Annotated in this window: 18 protein-coding genes; 10 read left to right on the plus strand and 8 right to left on the minus strand. The window is 61.8% G+C overall.

Annotation, left to right across the window (positions count from 1 at the left end; all coding sequences use genetic code 11):
• Position 1 precedes the first annotated feature (1 nt).
• The 9 genes from GJB56_RS21915 (at position 2) to GJB56_RS21955 (ending at position 9855) form a co-directional block, all read left to right on the plus strand.
• The gene (locus GJB56_RS21915; RefSeq protein ID WP_020909773.1) at positions 2 to 370 is read left to right on the plus strand and encodes an ArsR/SmtB family transcription factor; all 369 of its coding nucleotides are present in this window, start codon (positions 2 to 4) and stop codon (positions 368 to 370) included.
• Positions 371 to 415: 45 nt separating this feature from the next.
• Positions 416 to 1822 (plus strand): substrate-binding protein, encoded by a 1407-nt coding sequence (locus GJB56_RS21920; RefSeq protein WP_060939367.1) that lies wholly within the window; start codon positions 416 to 418, stop codon positions 1820 to 1822.
• 114 nt (positions 1823 to 1936) lie between these two features.
• Positions 1937 to 3502, plus strand: coding sequence for an amidase (locus GJB56_RS21925; protein WP_069147415.1), 1566 nt, complete (start codon positions 1937 to 1939; stop codon positions 3500 to 3502).
• Between the two features lie 73 nt (positions 3503 to 3575).
• Positions 3576 to 4199 (plus strand): nitrile hydratase subunit alpha, encoded by a 624-nt coding sequence (gene nthA, locus GJB56_RS21930; RefSeq protein WP_113682908.1) that lies wholly within the window; start codon positions 3576 to 3578, stop codon positions 4197 to 4199.
• Positions 4200 to 4225: 26 nt separating this feature from the next.
• The gene (nthB, locus tag GJB56_RS21935) at positions 4226 to 4864 is read left to right on the plus strand and encodes a nitrile hydratase subunit beta (RefSeq protein WP_003946075.1); all 639 of its coding nucleotides are present in this window, start codon (positions 4226 to 4228) and stop codon (positions 4862 to 4864) included.
• Positions 4865 to 4962: 98 nt separating this feature from the next.
• Positions 4963 to 6162 (plus strand): zinc metallochaperone GTPase ZigA, encoded by a 1200-nt coding sequence (zigA, locus tag GJB56_RS21940; protein ID WP_113682860.1) that lies wholly within the window; start codon positions 4963 to 4965, stop codon positions 6160 to 6162.
• Positions 6163 to 6193: 31 nt separating this feature from the next.
• Positions 6194 to 7135, plus strand: a complete 942-nt coding sequence (locus GJB56_RS21945) for an SMP-30/gluconolactonase/LRE family protein (RefSeq protein WP_154606697.1) — start codon at positions 6194 to 6196, stop codon at positions 7133 to 7135.
• A gap of 151 nt (positions 7136 to 7286) precedes the next feature.
• A complete protein-coding gene (locus GJB56_RS21950; RefSeq protein ID WP_113682862.1) occupies positions 7287 to 9104 on the plus strand; it encodes an ABC transporter substrate-binding protein/permease in 1818 nt (605 codons plus the stop codon).
• 4 nt (positions 9105 to 9108) lie between these two features.
• The gene (locus GJB56_RS21955) at positions 9109 to 9855 is read left to right on the plus strand and encodes an amino acid ABC transporter ATP-binding protein (protein WP_020909781.1); all 747 of its coding nucleotides are present in this window, start codon (positions 9109 to 9111) and stop codon (positions 9853 to 9855) included.
• Here the strand turns inward: GJB56_RS21955 and GJB56_RS21960 are convergent.
• The 7 genes from GJB56_RS21960 to GJB56_RS21990 all read right to left on the minus strand — a co-directional run bounded on the left by GJB56_RS21960 (position 9841) and on the right by GJB56_RS21990 (position 15326).
• On the minus strand, positions 9841 to 11022 hold the full coding sequence (locus GJB56_RS21960) for an RNA polymerase sigma factor (RefSeq protein WP_113682863.1): 1182 nt from the start codon (positions 11020 to 11022) through the stop codon (positions 9841 to 9843). The two genes, GJB56_RS21955 and GJB56_RS21960, sit on opposite strands and share 15 nt — an antisense overlap.
• Positions 11023 to 11030: 8 nt before the next feature.
• Positions 11031 to 11438, minus strand: coding sequence for a YciI family protein (locus GJB56_RS21965; protein ID WP_021346141.1), 408 nt, complete (start codon positions 11436 to 11438; stop codon positions 11031 to 11033).
• Between the two features lie 153 nt (positions 11439 to 11591).
• The gene (locus GJB56_RS21970; RefSeq protein ID WP_019746140.1) at positions 11592 to 12206 is read right to left on the minus strand and encodes a response regulator transcription factor; all 615 of its coding nucleotides are present in this window, start codon (positions 12204 to 12206) and stop codon (positions 11592 to 11594) included.
• Positions 12203 to 13345: a sensor histidine kinase gene (locus GJB56_RS21975; RefSeq protein WP_047889971.1), complete on the minus strand. Its 1143-nt coding sequence runs from the start codon at positions 13343 to 13345 to the stop codon at positions 12203 to 12205. The genes GJB56_RS21970 and GJB56_RS21975 overlap by 4 nt, the downstream gene beginning before the upstream one ends.
• A 21-nt stretch (positions 13346 to 13366) precedes the next feature.
• Positions 13367 to 14158 (minus strand): ABC transporter permease, encoded by a 792-nt coding sequence (locus GJB56_RS21980; protein WP_070797551.1) that lies wholly within the window; start codon positions 14156 to 14158, stop codon positions 13367 to 13369.
• On the minus strand, positions 14155 to 15093 hold the full coding sequence (locus tag GJB56_RS21985; protein WP_019746143.1) for an ABC transporter ATP-binding protein: 939 nt from the start codon (positions 15091 to 15093) through the stop codon (positions 14155 to 14157). The genes GJB56_RS21980 and GJB56_RS21985 overlap by 4 nt, the downstream gene beginning before the upstream one ends.
• Positions 15090 to 15326, minus strand: coding sequence for a hypothetical protein (locus tag GJB56_RS21990; RefSeq protein ID WP_019746144.1), 237 nt, complete (start codon positions 15324 to 15326; stop codon positions 15090 to 15092). Before GJB56_RS21990 ends, GJB56_RS21985 begins: the two co-directional genes overlap by 4 nt.
• 234 nt (positions 15327 to 15560) lie before the next feature.
• Between GJB56_RS21990 and GJB56_RS21995 the strand changes: the two genes are divergently transcribed.
• Entirely contained in the window at positions 15561 to 17642 is a 2082-nt protein-coding gene (locus tag GJB56_RS21995) for a PhoX family protein (RefSeq protein WP_092765776.1), read from the plus strand.
• A gap of 79 nt (positions 17643 to 17721) precedes the next feature.
• Here GJB56_RS21995 and GJB56_RS22000 read toward each other — a convergent pair whose 3' ends face one another.
• Positions 17722 to 25482 (minus strand): isopeptide-forming domain-containing fimbrial protein, encoded by a 7761-nt coding sequence (locus GJB56_RS22000; protein ID WP_154606698.1) that lies wholly within the window; start codon positions 25480 to 25482, stop codon positions 17722 to 17724.
• Positions 25483 to 25740 lie beyond the last annotated feature (258 nt).

A 25740-nucleotide genomic window follows, 5' to 3' on the forward strand; every position in this document is an offset into this window, starting at 1 on the left:
AGTGACTACTCAACGAAACGAAGAGTTGGCGTTTGCTGTGCTGGCCGACCAGGTGCGCCGACAGATTCTCGACACTCTGGCTACCCACGGCGAATGCAACGCAGGCTTCATCAGCGATCAAATTTCGACGGTCGGTCGCACCACGGTATCCACACATCTCAAGGCGCTGCGGCTGTCCGGAGTTATCGTCGAACGCCGTCAAGGACGTCATCGCTTGTTTTCGATCGATCCGTCTGGGCCCGCCAACGATGCACTCCAGTTCCTGCGCGACGTCCTCGGGCGAGCGCTGGAAGCAGGTTCGAACGCCTCCGAGTTGCCGACCACGGCGACTGAGGATTCCGACGCGGCTTCGGTGCGTCGCCGGGCTTGAGGCCCTGTTTGAGCCCCAGCATCTATTTCAGGCAGGAAGTAGAACGTGCCAGGTCTCTCCGTAACGGCACAGATCGTGACGACGGACCCGCCAGGGTCAGCCTTCGAGCGCTTCGAAACGGGGCAACTGCTCGAACTCGAATGTGAGCAACTGACGGTCGGGGCCGCCGTCGCCATCTCCCTTCCCGTCGGCAACGGCGCACGCGCAGATGTAGCCGGAATGCCGATCACTCTGTTGGGGTACGTCGCCGGCGTGAAGCGGGGCCGATCGGTCGTGATCGTGCACCACCAACCGTGGCGCGGCCGTCTGACGATCCGGTTCTTTCCCGACGGCACCGGCACCCGAATCGTTCTCGAGTCCAGCCTCGATCAGGACGGCATTTCCTGGCTTGCCAACAAGCGCGGATTCGCTCCACCCGAACCTCCGCGCTCCGACCGACATCGGATCGGACTGCTGGTCAGCAAATCCGGCTCGGCGGCTGTATTCGCCCAGGCCACAGAAACACTCGCTGCCCTGGCGGTCGAAGAGATCAATGCCGACGGCGGTGTCGGCGGCGTTCTCGTCGACTTGGTGATCGGCGATGACGCTTCCGACTCGGCGGCCGGAGCGGCGACCGCACTGCGATTGGTGAAAAGCGGATGTCGCGCCATTTTTGCGTGCGTGACGTCGTCGACCTTCAACGCCGCCGCATCTGCGTTGCAAAACACCGGTGTGTTGTTGGTACACACAGTTCTCAACGAAGGAGGTCGATCGCGTCCGGGGATCCTTCGATTGGGTGAGCGGCCACTCGACCAGACGCGAGCGGGCATACCCGCAATGATGTCCGAGACCGGTTCTCGCACTTGGTTCCTGGTCGGTCAGCAGTATTCGTGGTCGTTCGGAGCACATTGGGCGGCTCGGCGTGTGATCGCCGAATCCACAGGTTCGGTGGCCGGCGAAGTCTACGTACCGTTGGGAACAACCGACTTCTCACGGATCATCGAGTCGATAGTCGACTCCGGGGCGGAACTGATTCTTTCCACCCTGGTGGGCCATGACGAGGTCTTCTTCGAACGGCAATGCGCCCAGCACGGACTGCGGGCCACCACGCGGACGTTCGCGCTGGTCCTCGACGAGGCCACTCAGCAGCTCATCGGCAATTCCGATGCCGACGGAGTCTGGGCGGCATTCGGCTACTTTCAATCCGCAGCCGGCGAGCACGACCTCGAAAAGCGATACAGCGCAAGCTCGAACGAACTCCTGCCTCCGCTCAGCTCTCTGTCGGAGACAACGTACGAAGCGATCGTCGCTTACGCACGCGCAGTCGAACGAACGTCGGCGGGCGATCCGGAAACAGTACTTCGGCAGCTTGTCACAACGTCGAAAAGCTCGACGGACACCGGCGTTCCACTGCATCGGCCGATTCTGATCGCTGAATCACGCCATGGGCGTCTGTACCCCCGCTCTCTCTGAGCGCGCGTAACCCGAACTTAACGAGTCAATATGTCGATACCTATTGACGCAATTACTGATCCGGCCCTAGTCTGAAAGACAAGTGAAGCCGATCACATCAGGAGCACACTTCTCATGGCGACAATCCGACCTGACGACAATGCAATAGACACCGCTGCAAGGCATTACGGCATCACTCTCGACCAATCAGCCCGGCTCGAGTGGCCGGCACTGATCGACGGAGCACTGGGCTCCTACGACGTCGTCGACCAGTTGTACGCCGACGAGGCAACCCCGCCGACCACGTCACGCGAGCATGCGGTGCCAACTGCGAACGAAAATCCTTTGAGCGCTTGGTATGTGACCACAAGCATCCCGCCGACGTCGGACGGCGTCCTGACCGGCCGACGCGTGGCGATAAAGGACAACGTGACCGTGGCCGGAGTTCCGATGATGAACGGGTCTCGGACGGTAGAGGGATTCACTCCGTCTCGCGACGCGACTGTGGTCACTCGACTACTGGCGGCCGGTGCAACCGTCGCAGGCAAAGCTGTGTGTGAGGACCTGTGTTTCTCCGGTTCGAGCTTCACACCGGCAAGCGGACCGGTCCGCAATCCATGGGACCCACAGCGTGAAGCAGGTGGATCATCCGGTGGCAGTGCAGCTCTCGTTGCAAACGGGGACGTCGATTTTGCCATCGGCGGGGATCAAGGCGGATCGATCCGGATCCCGGCGGCATTCTGCGGCGTCGTCGGACACAAGCCGACGTTCGGGCTCGTCCCGTATACCGGTGCATTTCCCATCGAGCGGACAATCGACCATCTCGGCCCAATCACACGCACGGTCCACGATGCCGCACTGATGCTCTCGGTCATCGCCGGTCGCGACGGTAACGACCCACGCCAAGCCGACAGCGTCGAAGCAGGTGACTATCTGTCCACCCTCGACTCCGATGTGGATGGTCTGCGAATCGGGATCGTTCGAGAAGGTTTCGGGCACGCGGTCTCACAGCCCGAGGTCGACGACGCAGTCCGCGCAGCGGCACACAGTCTGACCGAAATCGGTTGCACGGTAGAGGAAGTAAACATCCCGTGGCACCTGCATGCTTTCCACATCTGGAACGTGATCGCCACGGACGGTGGTGCCTACCAGATGTTGGACGGCAACGGATACGGCATGAACGCCGAAGGTTTGTACGATCCGGAACTGATGGCACACTTTGCTTCTCGACGCATTCAGCACGCCGACGCTCTGTCCGAAACCGTCAAACTAGTGGCCCTGACCGGCCACCACGGCATCACCGCCCTCGGCGGCGCGAGCTACGGCAAAGCCCGGAACCTCGTACCGCTCGCCCGCGCCGCCTACGACACTGCCTTGAGACAATTCGACGTCCTGGTGATGCCCACACTGCCCTACGTCGCATCCGAATTGCCGGCGAAGGACGTGGATCGTGCAACCTTCATCACGAAGGCTCTCGGGATGATCGCCAACACGGCACCATTCGACGTGACCGGACATCCGTCCCTGTCCGTTCCGACCGGCCTGGTAAACGGGCTTCCGGTCGGAATGATGATCACCGGCAAGACCTTCGACGATGCGACGGTCCTCCGGGTCGGGCGCGCATTCGAAAAGCTTCGCGGCGCGTTTCCGACGCCTGCCGACCGCATCTCCGACTCTGCACCACAACTCAGCCTCACCTAATCCTGTATCCGCACTTGCACAACAAATTCCACCGATTCACACATGATCAGCCCGCATAGAAAAGGTGAACCAGATGTCAGTAACGATCGACCACACAACGGGGAACGCCGCACCGGCCCAGGCGCCGGTCTCCGATCGCGCGTGGGCCCTGTTCCGCGCACTCGACGGTAAGGGATTGGTACCCGACGGTTACGTCGAGGGATGGAAGAAGACCTTCGAGGAGGACTTCAGTCCAAGGCGCGGAGCGGAATTGGTCGCGCGGGCTTGGACCGACCCCGATTTCCGGCAGCTGCTTCTCACCGACGGTACCGCCGCGGTTGCCCAGTACGGATATCTGGGCCCCCAGGGCGAATACATCGTGGCAGTCGAAGACACCCCGACCCTCAAGAACGTGATCGTGTGCTCGCTGTGTTCATGCACCGCGTGGCCCATCCTCGGTCTGCCGCCGACCTGGTACAAGAGTTTCGAATACCGTGCACGCGTGGTCCGCGAGCCACGGAAGGTTCTCTCCGAGATGGGAACCGAGATCGCGTCAGACGTCGAGATCCGCGTCTACGACACCACCGCCGAAACTCGGTACATGGTCCTACCGCAACGTCCCGCAGGCACCGAAGGCTGGAGCCAGGAACAACTGCAGGAAATCGTCACCAAGGACTGCCTGATCGGCGTCGCAGTCCCGCAGGTCCCCACCGTCTGACCACCCCGACAAGAAAGAAGCACACCATGGATGGAGTACACGATCTTGCCGGAGTTCAAGGCTTCGGCAAAGTCCCGCATACCGTCAACGCCGACATCGGCCCCACCTTCCACGCCGAGTGGGAACACCTGCCGTACAGCCTGATGTTCGCCGGTGTCGCCGAACTCGGGGCCTTCAGCGTCGACGAAGTTCGATACGTCGTCGAGCGGATGGAGCCCCGCCACTACATGATGACCCCGTACTACGAGCGGTACGTCATCGGCGTCGCGGCGCTGATGGTCGAAAAGGGAATCCTGACGCAGGAAGAGCTCGAAAGCCTTGCAGGAGGACCGTTCCCACTCTCACGGCCAAGCGAATCCGAAGGCCGACCCGCTCGCGTCGACACAACCACCTTCGAGGTCGGTCAGCGAGTACGTGTGCGAGACGAATACGTTCCCGGGCATATTCGAATGCCTGCTTACTGCCGAGGACGGGTGGGGACCATCGCTCACCGGACCACCGAGAAGTGGCCGTTCCCCGACGCAATCGGTCACGGCCGCAACGACGCCGGCGAAGAACCCACCTACCACGTGACGTTCGCTGCGGAGGAATTGTTCGGCAGCGACACCGACGGCGGAAGCGTCGTTGTCGACCTCTTCGAGGGTTACCTCGAGCCTGCGGCCTGATCTTCCAGCATTCCAGGCGGCGGTCACGCGATCGCAGCGGTTCGCGTGACCGCCGCCTGATCACAACGATTCACTCATTCGGAAGGACACTGGAAATCATGGTCGACACACGACTTCCGGTCACGGTGCTGTCAGGTTTCCTGGGCGCCGGGAAGACGACGCTACTCAACGAGATCCTGCGCAATCGGGAGGGCCGCCGGGTTGCGGTGATCGTCAACGACATGAGCGAAATCAACATCGACAGTGCAGAAGTCGAGCGTGAGATCTCGCTCAGTCGCTCCGAGGAGAAACTGGTCGAGATGACCAATGGCTGCATCTGCTGCACTCTGCGAGAGGATCTTCTTTCCGAGATAAGCGCCTTGGCCGCCGATGGCCGATTCGACTACCTTCTCATCGAATCTTCGGGCATCTCCGAACCGCTGCCCGTCGCGGAGACGTTCACCTTCATCGATACCGACGGCCATGCCCTGGCCGACGTCGCCCGACTCGACACCATGGTCACAGTCGTCGACGGCAACAGTTTTCTGCGCGACTACACGGCTGGGGGTCGCGTCGAAGCCGATGCCCCGGAAGATGAACGAGACATCGCGGATCTGCTTGTCGATCAGATCGAATTTGCCGATGTCATCCTGGTGAGCAAGGCCGATCTCGTCTCGCAACAGCACCTGATCGAATTGACCGCGGTCCTACGATCTTTGAACGCAACTGCTGCGATAGTTCCGATGACTCTCGGCCGTATCCCACTCGACACGATTCTCGATACCGGCTTGTTCTCGCTCGAGAAAGCTGCTCAGGCCCCTGGATGGCTACAAGAACTCCAAGGTGAACACACCCCCGAAACCGAGGAGTACGGAATCGGTTCGGTGGTGTACCGCGAGCGCGCGCCCTTCCACCCACAACGCCTGCATGATTTCCTGAGCAGCGAGTGGACCAACGGAAAGTTACTTCGGGCCAAGGGCTACTACTGGAATGCCGGCCGGTTCACCGAGATCGGGAGTGTTTCTCAGGCCGGTCATCTCATTCGCCACGGATACGTCGGCCGTTGGTGGAAGTTTCTACCCCGTGACGAGTGGCCGGCCGACGACTACCGTCGCGACGGAATCCTCGACAAGTGGGAAGAACCTGTCGGTGACTGCCGACAAGAACTCGTCTTCATCGGCCAATCCATCGACCCGTCTCGACTGCACCGAGAACTCGACGCGTGTCTACTCACCACAGCCGAGATCGAACTCGGGCCAGACGTGTGGACCACCTGGAGCGACCCCCTGGGCGTCGGCTATACCGACCAGACCGTTTGATATTGGTCCGATTTGCCGTAAGTTGTGCGCAATGGGGCTATCACGCAACCGAACTCGGGCGTTGTTGATCGTCGCGGCAATCGCAGCCGGGACCGCTGCCGCGGCAATCGCAGCCGGGACCGCTGCCGCGGCGACGCCGGCGGAGGCCACCTGGACAACCGCGCCGATGTGCGGCGATTGGCAGGTCGAGACCGTAGCCCAGGGGTTGGAGCAGCTCGAAAACCTCGAGACCGATGACAACGGCGGGTTCTACCTCTCCGGCGAGTCGAAGATCTATCACGTCGACGCCGAAGGACAGGTACGAACCGTCCTCGACGGCATGGCTGCTCCTGGCGGTTTGCAACTCGACGGTTCGAGGCTGTCCTTCCTCACCAGACAGGACGGCAAGCTGTGGCAACTGGACACCACGACGGATCGGCTGTCCGCACCCGTCGACTTCGCGGGCAACGGCTTGCTCCGCCTGCCTGACGGCGATCTTCTGACGACGTGGGTCGGAACGGAGGGCGGCCCGTCGAAGGGCGTGTCGCGCTATCAACTTGACTCCCGAACCGTCGTACCCAATTGGGCCGCAGTGCCACGTTCGGAGGGGCTCGCGCTCAGTCCGGATCATCGAGCCGTGTACACCGATGATCTGTTCACAGGTCAGATCATTCGAGTCCCTGTGGATACCCCTGATGCGTGGGCCGTTGTCGCAACCGTCCCGAGCCCGGTACCCGGTCTCGACGATCTGACCGTGTCGCGGGATGGGATGCTCTACGTCGCTGCTCACCTCGAGGGCGCGATCTATCGTGTAGATCCTGAGACCGGGCAGTCCTGCGTCGTCGCTTCGGGTCTGTCGGGTGGGTGGACCGGGCCGAGTTCAGTGCGTATCGGCCGGGACGGCGACGGCTGGGCGCTCTACGTCAGCGGCTTCGACGGGACACTGCGCCGCCTGGTACCTCCGGCGGGCGTCGAACTCGCACCCGTTCGGTAACTCCGTTCTCTTCGAGACGGGATTCTCCGACCTGGCGATACTTAAAATCACGCTGATTTGAAGGCATGCCCGCAGCGCAGCGGCCGCTTGTCCGAAAACTGTCAACAGTTCTACACGGAGAAATGGCTACCCTTAGGTTTACGCTGCTCGCATGTTTTCTTCCGTCGCAGCGAAGATCCGCCTGGTGGTGGCACTGCTCCTCACCGCCCTCCTGGCGCTGACTCTGTCATCGTGCTCGAGTGGTTCGGATTCGTCGGCAGCCCCCACAGACCTGTGTGCACCCCCAGGAGTGGGAGCCGCAACCGCGGCCCCCACCAATCTGGATGCGGCAGCGGGTGCGGGCGCCGAAGACCGCTACACCACGGCCACCGTCACCCCGGTCGATCGGATCGACACCTCGAAGCTGAACTTGATCAAACCCGGGGTCATCACGGTCGGCACGCTCGGTGACGCGCCCCCGAGCATCTGCGTCAACTCCGATAATCAGTACACCGGATACGACAACGAGCTGCTGAAGGCCGTCGCGGACAAGCTGGGCCTGAAGGTCGAGTTCGTCGGCACCGAGTTCGCCGGGCTTCTCGCCCAGGTTGCCGGTCGACGCTTCGACGTCGGCTCGTCGTCCATCACCACCACAGACGACCGTCGCAACACCGTCGGCTTCACCAACGGTTACGACTTCGGATACTTCTCCCTCGTCGTGCCTAACGGCAGCCCGATCACCGGCTTCGGAGACCTGGACGCATCCAAGCGCATCGGCGTCGTGCAGGGAACCGTGCAGGACGACTACGTCGTGAACACGCTCAAGCTCGATCCCGTGAAGTTTCCCGACTACGCCACGGCGTACGCGAACCTCAAATCCGGACAGATCGACGCCTGGGTAGCTCCGTCTCAGCAGGCCGAAGGCGCAATCGCTCCCGGTGACCCGACCTCGATCATCCAGAACACCTTCTCGGTCAACAACTTCGTCGGCTGGGCGGTGAACAAGGAAAACCAGCCGCTGATCGACGCCCTCAACTCCGGCCTCGACGCAGTCATCGACGACGGAACCTGGTCTCAGCTGTACGCCGACTGGGTACCGCGCCAACTCCCTGAAGGCTGGAAGCCCGGATCCAAGGCCGCGGCCACTCCGGAACTGCCCGACTTCGCAGCCATTGCCGCGGAAAACGCAGCAAACGGTGACGGTGGCGATACTGCGTCGTACCAACCGAAGTCGACGCTCGAACAGCTCAAGGACACGTTCTTCGACTGGGATCTGTACAAGAAGGCATTCCCCGATCTCCTCAAGACCGGTCTTCCCAACACCCTGATCCTTGCGCTCGCGTCTGGCATCATCGGCACGGTCCTCGGCATGCTGCTCGCTGTCGCCGGTATCTCGCGCACCCGTTGGCTGCGCTGGCCGGCCCGCGTCTACACCGATATCTTCCGTGGCCTGCCCGCCGTCGTCATCATCTTGATCATCGGGCTCGGCGTCGGACCGATCGTCAAGGGAATCACCGGCAGCAATCCGTACTGGCTCGGTGTCGCGGCGCTGTCGCTGCTCGCGTCGGCATACATCGGTGAGATCTTCAGATCCGGTATCCAGAGCGTCGAGGCCGGGCAGCTCGAGGCTTCACGTGCCCTCGGCTTCAGCTACCGCAAGTCCATGTCGCTGGTCGTCATCCCGCAGGGTGTACGACGCGTTCTGCCGGCGTTGATGAACCAGTTCATCTCGCTGATCAAGGACTCGTCGCTGATCTACTTCCTCGGTCTCCTCGTCACCCAGCGGGAGCTCTTTGCCGTCGGACGTGATCTCAACGCCCAGACCGGCAGCCTGTCCCCGCTCGTTGCGGCAGGCTTGTTCTACCTTGCTCTGACCATCCCGCTGACGCACCTCGTCAACTACATCGACAACCGACTCCGGACCGGACGCGCCGACACTTCAGGCACGTTGGATCCGCTCGAGCAGGCCATCGTCGTGGAAAGGGGCTGAGGACATGACCACCAGCTCTGAACTGAAGTCCGTATCGCTCACCGGCAAGGACCTGCATCTGTCCTTCGGCACAAACAAGGTGCTTCGCGGCGTCAACCTGCACGTCGACGCCGGAAACACCGTCACCGTCATCGGGCCCTCCGGTTCGGGCAAGTCGACGCTCCTGCGCGTGCTGAACCGTCTGCACGAGCCTGAGCAGGGTGACGTGCTGCTCGACGGGAAGTCCGTCTTGAAGGACAACCCCGACGAGCTTCGCCAGCGAATCGGCATGGTGTTCCAGCACTTCAACCTGTTCCCACACAAGACCGTCGCCGAGAACATCGCGCTCGGGCCGAACAAGCTCAAGGGGTTGTCCAAGGAACAAGCTCGGGCGCTCGCGCTCGAGCAGCTGGATCTGGTGGGGCTCAAGGAGAAGGCGGACTCGCGGCCCGGCAACCTTTCCGGTGGTCAGCAGCAGCGCGTCGCCATTGCCCGCGCCTTGGCGATGAAGCCCGAGGTCATGTTCTTCGACGAGGCGACGTCAGCTCTCGACCCCGAACTGGTCAAGGGCGTTCTGGCGTTGATGGCCGATCTCGCGAAGTCCGGTATGACCATGGTCGTCGTGACGCACGAAATGGGCTTCGCGCGTTCCGTTTCCGACAAGGTGCTCTTCATGGACCGCGGCGCCGTAGTCGAAACCGGTACTCCGGAACAGCTTTTCGACGATCCAGAAACAGATCGACTGCAGGCGTTCCTGTCACAGGTTCTCTGACCCAGGACGCTTCAGAGATCGACGGGCGTTGATCCTCGACGACTGAAGCATCAGATGGTCACGTTCGGCGAGGTTGGATGCCTTGTGCGCTGCATCGGCATACAACCTCGCCGCCGTCTCCAGGTCTCCGTCGCGTTCACGGAGATAGGCCTCGACTGCGGCATGGCGTGGAAGTGAATCGTCCAGCGCTGCAAGAGCTGCCAAGCCGGCGCGTGGTCCGTCTGCCTCGCCGACCGCCACCGCTCGGTTGAGCCGGACGATCGGGCTGTCGGTCAGGGCTGCGAGTTCGTCGTACCACTCCACGATCTGCACCCAATCGGTCTCGTCTGCTGTGAGAGCGTCGGCATGAAGTGCGGCAATCGCGGCCTGGGCTTGGAACTCGCCCAGTCGGTCGCGAGCGAGGGCTCCCTGAAGGATCACGACCCCTTCCGCGATCGTCTCGGTGTCCCACCGTCCGCGGTCCTGCTCGGCAAGCGGAACCAGGCTGCCGTCTGCGGCAGTGCGCGCGGCGCGGCGAGCGTGATGAAGCAGCATCAGAGCGAGCAACCCCGCCACCTCGGGATGATCGATCGCAGCGGCGAGCTGCCGGGTGAGCCTGATGGCCTCGGCAGCCAGGTCGACGTCGCCGGAGTACCCCTCGTTGAAGACCAGATAAAGGACACGTAGAACGGTGGCGACATCGCCGGGTTGCTCGAACCGGACGCCGGAGACCGTGCGCTTGGCTCGGCTGATGCGCTGAGCCATCGTCGCCTCAGGCACCAGGTAGGCCTGCGCAATCTGGCGAGTGGTCAGCCCGCCGACAGCGCGCAGCGTGAGTGCAACGGCGGACGACGGCGTCAACGACGGGTGAGCGCACAGAAAGTAGAGCTGGAGTGTGTCGTCCACGCCCGGCACCGACCCGCTGACCGGCCGCTCGCCTGGCTGCTCGTCAACCAGAAACTCCCGCTTGCGACGAGCCGCATCCGACCGGATCCCGTCGAGGAACCGCCGCCAGGCCACTGTGACCAGCCAGCCCTTGGGGTCCCTCGGCGGGTTGTCCGGCCAGGTCCTGACCGCCTCGAGCAGAGCATCCTGCACGGCATCCTCGGCCGACGCGAAATCTGCTCCGCGGCGGACGAGGATGCCGAGCACGCTCGGAGTCAGACTTCGAAGCAGCGCGTCGTCCATGAGAGTCGTCAGTCCGTGATGGTCGGCGGCTCGGTCAGGAACGGGCGCAGTTCGAGCCATTCGTGAATCGGCTTCCCGCCTGCGCCGGGCGCGGCCGAGAGCTCCCCGGCCAATTCGACGGCTCGGTCGTAGTTGTCGACGTCGATCACCATCCAGCCGGCAATGAGGTCCTTGGTTTCCGCGAACGGGCCGTCGGTGACCGGCGGGCGACCCTCACCGTCGTACCGGACAAAGGTGCCCTCAGGAGCGAGAGCCTGACCGTCGACGAACTCGCCCGCCTTCTCGAGCCGATCCGCGAAGTCCTGCATGTACTTCACGTGGGCCGTGATCTCTTCCGGTGTCCACTGGTCCATCGGCACGTCGTTGACTGCAGCCGGAGCGCCGCGGTAGTGCTTGAGCAGCAAGTACTTGGCCATCGTGAATCTCCTCTGTGTCGGTGCCACCCATTCTGGTCGCACTTCACTACAGGGACGAAGCAAGTCGGGGATTCTCGACATTGCGGGGCCTTCGGCCCTGTGCGCCTTTTTGGTAGTGCCCGCAACCAGAAAGGCGCACGGGGGCCGGAGGCCCTAAATCCACCCCTGCCGGCGGGCGATCACTGCAGCTTCGTGCCGATTGGCCGCACCGAGTTTGGTGACAGCTGACGACAAATAGTTTCGGGTGGTACCCGCAGACAGGTGTGCCCGGGAAGCGATCTGCTCGATGGATGCCCCGTCGGCCGCGTATTCGAGTACGTCCGCCTCGCGCGGAGTAAGCGGTGAGTCGCCGGCGCCGATCGCCTCGGCAGCCAACGACGGGTCGACGTACCTCCCACCGGCATGGACGCTGCGGACCACCTCGGCGAGCGTCGCCGCAGGCGTCGTCTTCGGTAGAAATCCGCGGACACCTGCTGACAGTGCCTTCTTCAAGTACCCAGGACGCCCGTGGCTCGTCACGATGATCGAGACGCACCCCGAGACCGTCTGCGCAATCTGTTGCGCCGTCTCGATGCCGTCGATACCCGCCATCTGAAGGTCGAGCACGGCTACGTGAGGTTGATGCTTTGCAGCAGCGATCACGGCATCCTCGCCGGATTCGGCTTCTGCCACGACGACGATGTCGTCCTCGAGCGACAACATCATGGCCAGAGCCGAGCGGATCAGGTTCTCGTCGTCGGCCAGCAGTACCTTGATCGGCTCGGTCACCGAGACTCCTTCGTTCGGGACGGAAAGTGGGCGGTGAGGGTGAAGCGATCTTCGTCCTGCACGGTTTCGACAGTTCCTCCGACGGCGCCGACGCGCTCGCGTAAGCCGTTCAGGCCGGTTCCGTTGTTCGGCTCTGCGATCCGTGCGCCGTCGTTGGCAATCACGACGCCGTCCGCGGACACCTCGATGCTGCAATTCTCGGCACTGGAGTGCCGGAGAATGTTGGTCACGCCTTCACGGACGACCCAGGCAGCGGCTTCGGCCAGTTCCACCGGCAATTGATCTGCCGATCCACGTATCGCGGTGGAGATTCCGGCGGCCTCGAGCAGAGACTGCGCACCGGCCAACTCGGATGCCAAGGCGATGGACCGGTATCCCCGAACCAACTCGCGCGCTTCGTCGAGAGAATCTTGCGCAAGTTCGCGTACTTCGTCCATCTGCGCGGCTGCACGATCGTCGCCGCGTCGTGAAAGAGTGGCTGCAAGTTCGCTTTTCACCGCAATTGCAGACAGTGCCCGCCCAACGACGTCATGGAGATCGCGCGAAAATCGCAATCGCTCCTCGGCGACGGACAGGGCAGCGGCAGCTCCGCGAGCCTCGTCCAATTCGGTGACCATGCGAAGCAGCCACACCGACATATAGACGGTCAGCCCCATGAAGGCGGCGACGATTCCGACGGACACGCCGCTTTCCGGACCCGCAAGCAGTCCCAGTACAACCCCGGCGGCCACTGAGCCCACGATCAGCCAGCGCAACGACGTCAACCCAGCAAGGGGCACGACAAGGATTGCCGCGAGCCAGAAGTACGGGCCGTTCTCGCCATTGCTTCCCAAGGCGATTCCCGCCGAGCAGAACGCGGACAACGTCATCACGGCAAGAGGAATCTGGACGGGCTTGGCCACGACTCCGCCCAGATCTGACATCCGAGAGACGGCGATGCCGCACGCAACGGCACTGATTCCGAGGAAGACACCCGACAGGTACCGATCCGCAACGATCTCGGTGACCGCACCGAAGCCACCGAAAACCACTGCGACCATGATGAACGATTGCCGCGTGTAGAGGCGAACCTTGTCGACGTTCGACGCGGTTCGCCACGTCCGTCTCGGATTCCAGCGTCCGAAGTTCTGCGCGATCATGCCCACTACCTTCTCAGAGTTCTACGAACGCGGTTCCCAGCGGAAGTGGACGTTCGCGATCAGAACCGAACCGACGATCCACGCCAGCATGACCAACAGCGGTTGCCCAGCCGAACCGAAGGTGTCGACAAATCCGGCCGCCGCACCGGGCGCATCGCCCAGATCAGCCAGTTCGCCAGTGGTCCGCCCCAGCCATCCGAGATTGAGAAGGTCGACTACTGCGGCCAGCGGAGTGAAATCGAGAATGCGAGCAATGTTGTCCGGCACGACATTCCTGATCGAAGACATACCTGCCGTCGCCAGAATCAGAATCGGCATGCAGGTGATCTGCGCCGCCTCTGCATTTCGCGTGACAGCCGAAGTGATCAACGCCAGCGCCGTGAAGAGCGCGGCGCCGCCGATCACCGCGACCAGCACCAGCACCGGATTGACCGGGGCACTGCCGCCCAGAACCATCACAGCGATTCCGATGACCACCGTCAACAGCGCGGTGAGAACCCACGACGGCACTGCCGGGCCCGCCAGGATCTCGGCGTCGCTGCATTCCCCGGTCCGTAGTCGCTTGAGAACCAACTCGTCACGACGCGTCGCGTACACCGACAGCAAGTTGTAGAAGACCACGAAGACGAGAAGGAACAGCGCAAATACCTCGAGGCCTGCCGACACCGACTTGTCCGACAGCCCGCCGTCTCGCGACAGGTACAGCATTCCCACGGGAAAGATCAGCGGGAGGACGATTGCATTGAAGAGCAACAGTCGATTTCGTCCCAGGAGCGTGAACTCCGAACGAGACAGGGTTGCGATGCGGTTCATGCCGACGCTCCTTCGAGAGTTGCGTGATGATCGAATTGGTCTGCAATGGAGAGGAATACTGTCTCCAGGGACGCCGCTCGGGCATCCAAGCCGGTCAGCAAGACATCATTGTGCTGCGCCCACAGCAGCAGTTCCGTCAGCGTCTCCTGGACGGTGCGAGTGGTGATCAGCACCAGATCGTTTTCGACGCGCACCTCGGCGCCGGCCAGCGCTGGGAGCGGAAGACCGGGGCGGTGCAGTTTGATCTGGGCGGGATGATCTGCGACGACGTCCGCCACGGTTCCGCTGCGCACGACCGATCCACGGTGCATGATCGCCAATTGGTCGCACAAGGATTCAGCTTCGTCGAGATAGTGCGTCGTCAACATGATGGTGACGCCCGACGCTTTCAAGTCAGCGATCAATTGCCAAGTGTTACGACGACTTTCGGGATCCAAACCAGTAGTCGGTTCGTCGAGGAACAGTACGAGTGGCCGGCCGATGATCGCGCACGCCAGATCCAGTCGGCGCGCTTCACCGCCCGAGAGGAACTTCACGCGGGTATCGCCACGGTCACGCATGTCCACGCGCTCGAGCACCTCGTCGACGGGAAGCGGATTCGAGCACGTTCCGGCCCACATCGCCAAACTCTCACGAGCAGTCAGGTCTTGGGGAAGCCCACCCTTCTGGAGCATGATGCCAAGCGACGGTCGAATCTGCTTGCGGTTGCGCACCGGATCCATTCCCAGAACGCGCACCGTACCGGCGCTGGCTCGTGAAAGGCCCTGAATCACTTCGAGAGTGGATGTCTTGCCGGCACCGTTTGTTCCGAGGAGGCCGAACAGCTCGCCTTCCTGAACACTCAGATCCAGATTGCGAACAGCATCGAACGCCTCCTTGCCGGAGCCGTAGCGCCGCGACATTCCGACTACGTCGATCACGGGATCGCCCTTCATCGCTGCGCCTCCTCTCGGTTCCAGCTGCGCAGTCCGATCGTGAATCGAATGCCCGCGTAGACCGCGAGAGCGGCAACAAGAATCCAGGACACCGGATTGGAGCCGATGATCGCGAACACTCCTCCGATGATCGCGATGTTCACCACGATCACAACAAGTTCGCGGCCCATCGTGGGTGCGGGTCCGATGTCCATCAGGTCCGTCAGGAGGCTTCCCTCATGTGGTTCTCTCATGCCTCAAAGCCTCGCGGGAAGTCCGCGACGAAAACAGTGCACAGCGTCATCACCTGCGGTGACACCGTCATGGATCGGCGATGACAAATGTCATGCGACGTCCCCGCGGGGACGCGTCGTAAATTGCAGGTAAGGGTCGCCTCGTTGTTTTGCCGTTCATTTTTACGTTCCTTTACCCTCGCTTAGAGCTTCTACGGTTCCCGAAGTCCGTACATCGAATCTCGGGAGTTCACGGTGGCTATCAAGCCTTTGGCCTTGTTCGTCAAACACGACGGCGTGTCTGCACGCGCGTCGATCACCTGCCAGTACAAGTGCGGAAACGCGTGCTCTCATGAGGTCCCCAACACCTCGGGCGGCGAATACTTCCGCGATATCGCACGCACGGCACTGACTCGTCGCGGCATGCTCCGGGGCAGCGGCATGGCAGTCCTCGCGGTGGGAGCAGGCAGCGCCCTCGTCGCATGTTCGGACGAATCCGCAAGTGCGGAACCGGGAACCGGTTCGACGAGCGGCAGCAGCGGCGGAACCACACCAGCGGGGACGAACTTCGACGCCGTCGCGCCCAACAAGGAAGACAAGGTCACCGTCCCTGACGGATACGATCAGGCCGTCGTCATCCGTTGGGGTGACGCCGTTCTCGCCGGAGCCCCGGCATTCGACTTCGACAAGCAGACTGCGGCAGCACAGGAACTGCAGTTCGGATTCAACAACGACTTCGCCGGATTGCTCCCGGTCGACGGGCAGCCCAACACCTACCTCCTCGTGGTCAATCACGAATACTCCACCGAGCCGGCGATGTTCCGCGGCTACGATGCGGAGAACCCGACCGAGGAGCAGTTCAAGATCGGCCTGGCCAGCCACGGACTGTCGGTCGTCCAGGTCAAGGGCGAATCCGACAACGGCAAGCTGGTACCGGAGATCGGATCGAACAACCGCCGCATCACCGGAACCACGGAGTTTGTCGTGACCGGCCCCGCTGCAGGTAGCGACTTCCTCAAGACGAGTGCCGATCCCACGGGAACCAAAGTGCTCGGCACCCTCAACAATTGCGCTGGCGGCGTCACACCTTGGGGCACAGTGCTTTCCGGCGAAGAGAACTTCAACCAGTACTTCGCGAACGCCGAGGGTGTCACCGATCCCACGGTGGCAGCACGGCTGAAGCGCTACGGTCTGGCCGGAGCCGCTTCCGAGCGAAAGTGGGAACGCTTCGACAAGCGGTTCGATCTGGTCGCAGAACCCAACGAGGTCAACCGATTCGGATACGTCGTCGAGATCGATCCCTGGGATCCGTCGTCGACTCCGATCAAGCACACAGCGCTCGGACGTTTCAAGCACGAAGCCGCCACCATTTACATCACGTCGGACGGCACCGTCGTTGCATACAGCGGTGACGACGAGCGCTTCGACTACATGTACAAGTTCGTCTCGAGCCGAAAGATGCAGGACGGCAAGAGTCAGGCAGCCATGCGCCACAACATGACTCTGCTCGACGCCGGAACACTGTACGTTGCAAAGCTCAGCGGAAACTCCGCCGGCGAGATCGACGGAACCGGCAAACTCCCGTCGGACGGCAAGTTCGACGGAACCGGCGAGTGGGTAGCCATCCTGCGCACCGGCGAAGACGGCAAGGGCGAATCGCTGGTAGACGGTATGAGCGCCGAAGAGGTCGCCGTCTTCACCCGCCAGGCCGGTGACAAGGTCGGGGCAACGAAGATGGACCGCCCCGAGGACTTCGAGGCAAACCCGAAGAGCGGCAAGGTTTACGTCGCACTGACCAACAACACCAAGCGCGGAGTCGACGGTGGCGCCGTGGCCGACGAGGCGAACCCTAGGAACAACAACAAGAACGGCCAGGTCCTCGAAATCACCGATGACCACGCCGGCACCACCTTCGGCTGGAATCTTCTTCTCGTCTGCGGAGATCCGGCCACAGCCGATACTTACTTCGGCGGGTTCGACAAGAGCAAGGTCAGCCCCATCTCATGCCCGGACAACCTTGCCTTCGACCCGCACGGCAATCTGTGGATCTCCACCGACGGCAACGCACTCAAGTCCAACGACGGACTGTTCAGCGTTGTCCTCGAAGGCGAAAACCGCGGTGAGACAAAGCAGTTCCTCACCGTTCCCGTCGGCGCCGAAACCTGCGGCCCCATCGTGGACGAGAAGCGCGTCATCGTCTGCGTCCAGCACCCCGGCGAGACCGACGACGCCAGCATCGAAAGCCCCGCATCCCATTGGCCCGACGGTGGTTCCGCCCAGCCTCGCCCGTCGGTAGTTGCAGCCTGGAAGAAGGACGGATCTCGGCTCGGCTCGTAACACACACGAAAACGACTGTGGGGCAGATCGCATACTCTGCGATCTGCCCCACGTCGTTTACCTCAGATTCTCAAGAGAATCAGTTGTCACCATCCTCGCGACGCTTACGCGTCAGGAGAACAACACCCGTTCCCAGCGCCAGCAGCAGAACCAAACCGCCTGCCGCGAGCAACCCGGTGTTCACGCCACTCTCACCAGCGCCACCACCCGAGTTGATCGTTCCACCCTGAGGAGCAGACGTCGGCGGCTTCGGCTGACCCGGCTGACCCGGGTTTGCTGTCGGCGGCTTCGGCTGTCCCGGAACCGTGCTCGGAACCGGCTGACCCGGAACCGTCGGCGGTACGACGATCGGAGGCACAACGACGATCGGGGGAATGATGATCGTCGGTGTAACCGGCACCGTCGTGTTCGGAACCGTCGTGGTCGGCGGAACTGTCGTGACCGGCGGCGTTGTCGTCGGCGGCGTCGTTGTCGTCACGCCACACGGATCCACAATCTCCTCCGCGACAACTTCTTCTGTCGTGGTCTCCTCTGTGGTGGTCTCCTCTGTGGTGGTCTCCTCCGTGGTGGTGGATTCCTCCGTACCGGTCACATCAGCGTCACCGGTAGTGGTCGCGCTAGCCGTCGTCGTCGCAACCGTTGTGGTCGGAACCATCCGCGTGGTCGTCGTCGGAGGAACACAGGGCTCCGTCGTGACCGGCGGCGTCGTGGTGGTCGTCGGAGGCACCGTGGTGGTGGTCTCCGGCGGGTCCACCGGGTGTTCGGTGCAGAGAGCGTCGCCCGGGACACAGTCCACCGGCGGGTTCTCGCCACCAACCACCAGGTAGTTGTTCAGGACGCCCGGGGTGAATCCGGGACCTGACAATGTTCCGATCTCAGGATTGACCTTGACGGTGTACGTCACCGTCGCGCTCTCACCCTTGGCCAGCTTTCCGGTGACTGTGAAGACGTTGTCGACGACACCCGAAACAACCAGCGTGGAAGTGGTAGCCGGATTCTTCGTCATTACTGCATCGTCGAGAACATCGGTCAGATCGTCGTAGAAGCTGATCTCACCATCCGCGGTTCCCACATTCTTGAACGTGAGCGTGTACGTGATCTCCTGGCCGCCAACCACACGGTTCGTGGTGGACGGGTCAGAGGACTTCAGTACCTCGATTGCGGGAGTGCCATCAACCGGGTGTTCGGTCGTGACCGGCGGAGGAGTGATCTCCGGACCGGTCGGCGGCTTCGCAGTACCGGTGACCTTGTTGTTGACCAGAACCCCGCCGGCAACACCGTCGTTGACCTTCACCTGGTAGGTCAGAACAACCGACTTACCGGCCTCGAGTGCACCAGTCCAACTCAACGTCGTACCCGACAGGGTCGGAGCAGTCGCGTCGACACCGTCGACCGTCGCCTTGAGCGAACCGTCCACCAACGCCGCGTTGTCGAGAACCTTCGACAGATCATCGGTCAACACCACCGGATCAAGGGTCGTGTTACCCGTGTTCGCACCCGTCACCGTGTACGTGATCGTCTGACCAGCAGCAACATTGGTACCCGAGACCGGATCCGCAGTCTTCGCGACCGTGAACCCCGGAACCTTCACCGGGTGTTCGGTCGTGACCGGCGGAGGAGTGATCTCCGGACCGGTCGGCGGCTTCGCAGTACCGGTGACCTTGTTGTTGACCAGAACCCCGCCGGCAACACCGTCGTTGACCTTCACCTGGTAGGTCAGAACAACCGACTTACCGGCCTCGAGTGCACCCGTCCAGGAGAGCGTGGTGCCCTCGAGGGTCGGAGCAGTCGCGTCGACACCGTCGACAGTTGCCTTGAGCGAACCGTCCACCAACGCGGCGTTGTCGAGAACCTTCGACAGATCATCGGTCAACACCACCGGATCAAGGGTCGTGTTACCCGTGTTCGCACCGGTCACCGTGTACGTGATCGTCTGACCAGCAGCAACATTGGTACCCGAGACCGGATCCGCAGTCTTCGCGACCGTGAACCCCGGAACCTTCACCGGGTGTTCGGTCGTGACCGGCGGAGGAGTGATCTCCGGACCGGTCGGCGGCTTCGCAGTACCGGTGACCTTGTTGTTGACCAGAACGCCGCCGGCAACACCGTCGTTGACCTTCACCTGGTAGGTCAGAACAACCGACTTACCCGCTTCGAGTGCACCAGTCCAACTCAACGTCGTACCCGACAGGGTCGGAGCAGTCGCGTCGACACCGTCGACCGTCGCCTTGAGCGAACCGTCCACCAACGCGGCGTTGTCGAGAACCTTCGACAGATCATCGGTCAACACCACCGGATCAAGGGTCGTGTTACCCGTGTTCGCACCCGTCACCGTGTACGTGATCGTCTGACCAGCAGCAACATTGGTACCCGAGACCGGATCCGCAGTCTTCGCGACCGTGAACCCCGGAACCTTCACCGGGTGTTCGGTCGTGACCGGCGGAGGAGTGATCTCCGGACCGGTCGGCGGCTTCGCAGTACCGGTGACCTTGTTGTTGACCAGAACCCCGCCGGCAACACCGTCGTTGACCTTCACCTGGTAGGTCAGAACAACCGACTTACCGGCCTCGAGTGCACCAGTCCAACTCAACGTCGTACCCGACAGGGTCGGAGCAGTCGCGTCGACACCGTCGACCGTCGCCTTGAGCGAACCGTCCACCAACGCGGCGTTGTCGAGAACCTTCGACAGATCATCGGTCAACACCACCGGATCAAGGGTCGTGTTACCCGTGTTCGCACCCGTCACCGTGTACGTGATCGTCTGACCAGCAGCAACATTGGTACCCGAGACCGGATCCGCAGTCTTCGCGACCGTGAACCCCGGAACCTTCACCGGGTGTTCGGTCGTGACCGGCGGAGGAGTGATCTCCGGACCGGTCGGCGGCTTCGCAGTACCGGTGACCTTGTTGTTGACCAGAACCCCGCCGGCAACACCGTCGTTGACCTTCACCTGGTAGGTCAGAACAACCGACTTACCGGCCTCGAGTGCACCAGTCCAACTCAACGTCGTACCCGACAGGGTCGGAGCAGTCGCGTCGACACCGTCGACCGTCGCCTTGAGCGAACCGTCCACCAACGCCGCGTTGTCGAGAACCTTCGACAGATCATCGGTCAACACCACCGGATCAAGGGTCGTGTTACCCGTGTTCGCACCCGTCACCGAGTACGTGATCGTCTGACCAGCAGCAACATTGGTACCCGAGACCGGATCCGCAGTCTTCGCGACCGTGAACCCCGGAACCTGAACCGGATGCGTCGTGCACAGTTGCGTCGCCGGATCACACACCTCCGGAGGATCAACCGGCGGAGTCGTCCCCGGAACAACGAAGTTGAGCACCGTGTTGTCGGCATTCGCCGCAACGCGATCGGCATCAGCCTTGACCGTGACGGTGTACGTCACCGTCTTCGTTTCGCCGGCCGCCAAGGTTCCCGTCACCGAGAAACCATCCGTGCCGACCATCACAGCAGTCAACGGAGCATCAGCACTCAAGCTGCCCGCAACCAGATCAGCATCGTCGAGCAGACCACGCAGATCATCGAAGTGCGCGACCTCACCCGCACCGTTACCGGTGTTCGAGAACGTGAGCGTGTACTTGATGTCCTGACCGGCAACAACATTCGAACCCGACACCGGATCAGAGGACTTCACCACAGCGATCTTCGGAGAGACCACCGGATGCGTCGTGCACAGCTGAGTCGCCGGATCACACACCTCCGGAGGATCAACCGGAGGAGTCGTCCCCGGAACAACGAAGTTGTTCACGAACACCCCACCGACCACATCGGCATTGACCTTCACCGAATACGTCACCGTCTTGCTCTCGCCGGCCGCCAAGGTCCCCGTCACCGAGAAACCATCGCTGCCGACCATCGTCGCAGCCAACGGAGCATCAGCAGTCAAACCACTCAATGCACCCTTGTCCACAACCTGACGCAGATCGTCGAAGTACGCGACCTCACCCGCACCGTTACCGGTGTTCGTAAACGTGAGCGTGTACTTGATGTCCTGACCGGCAACAACATTCGAACCCGACACCGGATCAGAGGACTTCACCACAGCAATCTTCGGAGACACCACCGGGTGCTCGGTCGTGACCGGCGGAGGAGTGATCTCCGGACCGGTCGGCGGCTTCGCAGTACCGGTGACCTTGTTGTTGACCAGAACGCCGCCGGCAACACCGTCGTTGATCTTCACCTGGTAGGTCAGAACAACCGACTTACCGGCCTCGAGTGCACCCGTCCAGGAGAGCGTGGTGCCCTCGAGGGTCGGAGCAGTCGCGTCGACACCGTCAACGGTCGCCTTGAGCGAACCGTTCACCAACGCGGCGTTGTCGAGAACCTTCGACAGATCATCGGTCAACACCACCGGATCAAGGGTCGTGTTACCCGTGTTCGCACCGGTCACCGTGTACGTGATCGTCTGACCAGCAGCAACATTGGTACCCGAGACCGGATCCGCAGTCTTCGCGACCGTGAACCCCGGAACCTGAACCGGATGCGTCGTGCACAGTTGCGTCGCCGGATCACACACCTCCGGAGGATCAACCGGCGGAGTCGTCCCCGGAACAACGAAGTTGTTCACGAACACCCCACCGACGACATCGGCATTGACCTTCACCGAATACGTCACCGTCTTCGTTTCGCCGGAAGCCAAGGTCCCCGTCACCGAGAAACCATCGCTGCCGACCATCGTCGCAGCCAACGGAGCATCAGCAGTCAAACCACTCAATGCACCCTTGTCCACAACCTGACGCAGATCGTCGAAGTACGCGATCTCACCCGCACCGTTACCGGTGTTCGTGAACGTGAGCGTGTACTTGATGTCCTGACCGGCAACAACATTCGAACCCGAGGCCGGATCAGAGGACTTCACCACAGCAATCTTCGGAGACAGGACAGGATGCTCGGTCGTGACCGGCGGAGGAGTGATCTCCGGACCGGTCGGCGGCTTCGCAGTACCGGTGACCTTGTTGTTGATCAGAACGCCGCCGGCAACACCGTCGTTGACCTTCACCTGATAGGTCAGAACAACCGACTTACCCGCCTCGAGTGCACCCGTCCACGAGAGCATGGTCCCCGACAGAGTCGGAACAGCGGCAGGACCACCATCGACCGTCGCCTTCAGCGAACCGGCCACGAGCGTCGCGTTGTCGAGAACCTTCGACAGATCATCGGTCAACACCACCGGATTGAGCGTCGTCTTACCGGTGTTCGCACCCGTCACCGTGTACGTGATCGTCTGACCAGCATTGACGCCGGTACCCGGCGCCGGATCCGCTGTCTTCGCGACCGTGAATCCCGGAACCGAGTGATTCGTCTCCACCGAAGGAGGAGTGATCTCCGGACCGGTCGGCGGCTTCGCAGTACCCGTGACCTTGTTGTTCAAGACTGTGCCCGCGGCAACGCCGTCGTTGACCTTCACCTCATAGGTCAGAACAACGGACTTACCGGCTTCGAGAAGTCCGGTCCAGGAAAGCGTGGTGCCCGACAGCGTCGGGGCGGCGACAGGAGCACCGTCGACGGTCGCCTTCAGCGAACCGGGAACAACAGCAGCATTATTGAGAACCGCACCCAGATCATCGTTGATCTTTACCGGATCAAGGTTCGTCTTGCCGGTGTTGGTTCCGGTGACGGTGTACTTGATCGACTCGCCGGCCTGAACCGTCGAACCGGAAATCGGATCAGCAGTCTTCTCCAGTTTGAAGCCGGGAACCGAGTGATTCGTCTCCACCGTAGGAGGAGTGATCTCCGGACCGGTCGGCGGCTTCGCGATACCCGTGACCTTGTTGTTCAGAACCGTGCCCGCGGCTACGCCGTCGTTGACCTTCACCTGATAGGTCAGAACAACAGACTTACCAGCCTGGAGATCGGCGGACCACGACAAAGTGCTGCCCGACAAAGTCGGAGCAGTCGCAGGAGCGCCGTCGACGGTCGCCTTCAGCGAACCCGGAACGACAGCAGCATTGTTGAGAACCGCACTCAGATCGTCTTTGATCGTCGCGGGAGTCAGGGCCGTCTTGCCGGTATTAGCACCGGTGACCGTGTACGTAATGATATCGCCGGCCTGAACCGTCGAACCTGTCGCGGGCACAGCGGTCTTCGCGACTGTGAACCCGGGCATGGGATGCGTCGTGCAGAGATTGGTTGCAGGATCACATGTTGTGGGAGGAGTTGTTGTACCCGGAACGAGGTAGTTGTTCAGGACTTTGTTACCACCGTCTTTGACCGTGACGGTGTATGTGACTGTCCCTTTGCCGCCGGCTGGCAATGTGCCGCCGACTTTGATTTTGTCGGCGCCGTCCAATGCAGCGGTGAGTCCGCCTGTAGCAGCACCGACCGCAACCGTTCCGTCATCAATGACGTCGGCAAGGAAGTCCGTGTAGTCGATCGGTGCCGGCGCAGTGCCGGGATTCTCGAAATTCAGAGTGTAGGTGATTGTTTGGCCGATATTGACCGTCTCACCGGTAGGTGGTGACGACGACTTCTTCACGAGAACCGGGGTATTGATGATCTTGCAGTACGCGTTGTCACCAGGTGCCAATGCTGTCTGCGCAACTCCACCAGCTTGAAGATTCTTGGCCACACCATTGACCTGGCAGTCCCACTTCGTCGCGTAGTTCGCGGTCTTGGTCGCCGAAGTAGTGGGCTTCTCCCAGAACGTGACGGGGGTAGGCGTCGTGTCAGCGAGGAGCATCCTCCAACCGGTGGAAGCGGTGGTTGCTGTAGCCCCCGTATCGGTGCTCTTGAGCACCTGTCCGCTCGCGGCATTTGCATCGGCGAAAGTACCGGTGCTTGTTCCGATGGTGAAGTCATCGCCGGGGCTGACCCGGGTGAGTTCCTTGTCGATCTTGACCCTCGGCAGCAAAATGCCGAACGCAACACCCTGCCGAGACGTGTCAGCTGTGGTGTTTCCGAAAGTGCCGGCGAAGGAAGTCGGCGCTGTCGCCGCCAGTACTACCGTTCCAGGTGAGTAATTCTTACTGAGGTCGTTGTCCCACCACGAGTTGCATCGAACCGAAGTCGTCCCCAGCCCGGTGAGACCATCGGCTCCACCGACAGTGCCGTTGCACGCCCGAATCGGCGGCCAACCTGGAGTGTTCACACCCATGGTGCGATCGATCAGGCGGAAGTTCTTGTCCGACTGGAATGACAGGAATTCTTTGTTGTTTGCGGCAACAGGGTCCGTCGATTCGGCATCCGCGACAACAAGTCCGTAGTTGTTAACAGCGCCGTTCGGCCCATTCATGACAATATTGTCGAGCTTGACGGTTCCGCCCGACTGGACCCGATTACCCCCACTCATTGTTGGAACCGTTTGGTACAGAGCAGGTTTGACCGCAGACGGCAATCCACTGTATGCGACGTCGCCGAGCGCGGAAAGGCCCTGTAACGCCGGAAGCGGGTACGCAGCTACACCCGTGTGCGGCTTTGTCGTGGATCCGTCGATCGAGTTGACCAGCTTGGCATTGAAGCTGATGGAGTAGATATCCGTCAGCTTGACTGTCATCGGCTGTCCCGCTGCTGAGGTTGCGGCAGCCTGGTTGAACGTCGACATATCGATCCAGCAGATGTTCTGCGAGAGATTGCCGGTGTTGGGCGCACTGAACGCACAGCCCGTGGGCGGTTGCTCGTCCGGCAGGACAGCAGCGCGAGCCGGCGTCTGAGCCTGAACGGGACCGCCGAGCGTTGCGGCCGGCTGCGCTGACGCAGCTACTGCCGTCGCGCCGGAGAGGCCGAGAATCATCGCGATGGCGGTCCACACCACCGTCCACGCTCGCACCCAGGGCGGGAGCCCTGCGGTGAATAAGGCCGACCTTGTCGGCGGTATGTCGTTAGGCATTTCTTACTCCCCAGGATGTGCCTGATCGATGTTCGGTGGACGGAGATTCGAGAGCGCTGGCGCGAACTCCCGATTGATCGGTTGGTTCGGGTCGATCCGCCTGTTTTCGGCTGATCGACCTCACACCGGACGCTGTTGCCGGTCCTGTCATTCGAGCTCCTCTTCGGAAACACCTGCGTGTTGGAAGAGCCGCCCTGAACAGGACCTTGGCCCTCGAAATCCGTGCAAATCGAGAGCAACCTTCCAGTTATCTGAATC

The organism is Rhodococcus sp. AQ5-07 (genome assembly GCF_009707305.1).
Taxonomy (GTDB): Bacteria; Actinomycetota; Actinomycetes; order Mycobacteriales; family Mycobacteriaceae; genus Rhodococcus_F; species Rhodococcus_F erythropolis.

Bases quoted from the DNA above. Each gene is read 5' to 3' on its own strand.
- GJB56_RS21925 (WP_069147415.1), top strand. From the start codon at position 1,937: ATGGCGACAATCCGACCTGACGACAATGCAATAGACACCGCTGCAAGG.
- nthA (WP_113682908.1), top strand. From the start codon at position 3,576: ATGTCAGTAACGATCGACCACACAACGGGGAACGCCGCACCGGCCCAG.
- nthB (WP_003946075.1), top strand. From the start codon at position 4,226: ATGGATGGAGTACACGATCTTGCCGGAGTTCAAGGCTTCGGCAAAGTC.
- zigA (WP_113682860.1), top strand. From the start codon at position 4,963: ATGGTCGACACACGACTTCCGGTCACGGTGCTGTCAGGTTTCCTGGGC.
- GJB56_RS21945 (WP_154606697.1), top strand. From the start codon at position 6,194: ATGGGGCTATCACGCAACCGAACTCGGGCGTTGTTGATCGTCGCGGCA.
- GJB56_RS21950 (WP_113682862.1), top strand. From the start codon at position 7,287: ATGTTTTCTTCCGTCGCAGCGAAGATCCGCCTGGTGGTGGCACTGCTC.
- GJB56_RS21955 (WP_020909781.1), top strand. From the start codon at position 9,109: ATGACCACCAGCTCTGAACTGAAGTCCGTATCGCTCACCGGCAAGGAC.
- GJB56_RS21960 (WP_113682863.1), bottom strand. From the start codon at position 11,022: ATGGACGACGCGCTGCTTCGAAGTCTGACTCCGAGCGTGCTCGGCATC.
- GJB56_RS21965 (WP_021346141.1), bottom strand. From the start codon at position 11,438: ATGGCCAAGTACTTGCTGCTCAAGCACTACCGCGGCGCTCCGGCTGCA.
- GJB56_RS21975 (WP_047889971.1), bottom strand. From the start codon at position 13,345: ATGATCGCGCAGAACTTCGGACGCTGGAATCCGAGACGGACGTGGCGA.
- GJB56_RS21980 (WP_070797551.1), bottom strand. From the start codon at position 14,158: ATGAACCGCATCGCAACCCTGTCTCGTTCGGAGTTCACGCTCCTGGGA.
- GJB56_RS21985 (WP_019746143.1), bottom strand. From the start codon at position 15,093: ATGAAGGGCGATCCCGTGATCGACGTAGTCGGAATGTCGCGGCGCTAC.
- GJB56_RS21990 (WP_019746144.1), bottom strand. From the start codon at position 15,326: ATGAGAGAACCACATGAGGGAAGCCTCCTGACGGACCTGATGGACATC.
- GJB56_RS22000 (WP_154606698.1), bottom strand. From the start codon at position 25,482: ATGCCTAACGACATACCGCCGACAAGGTCGGCCTTATTCACCGCAGGG.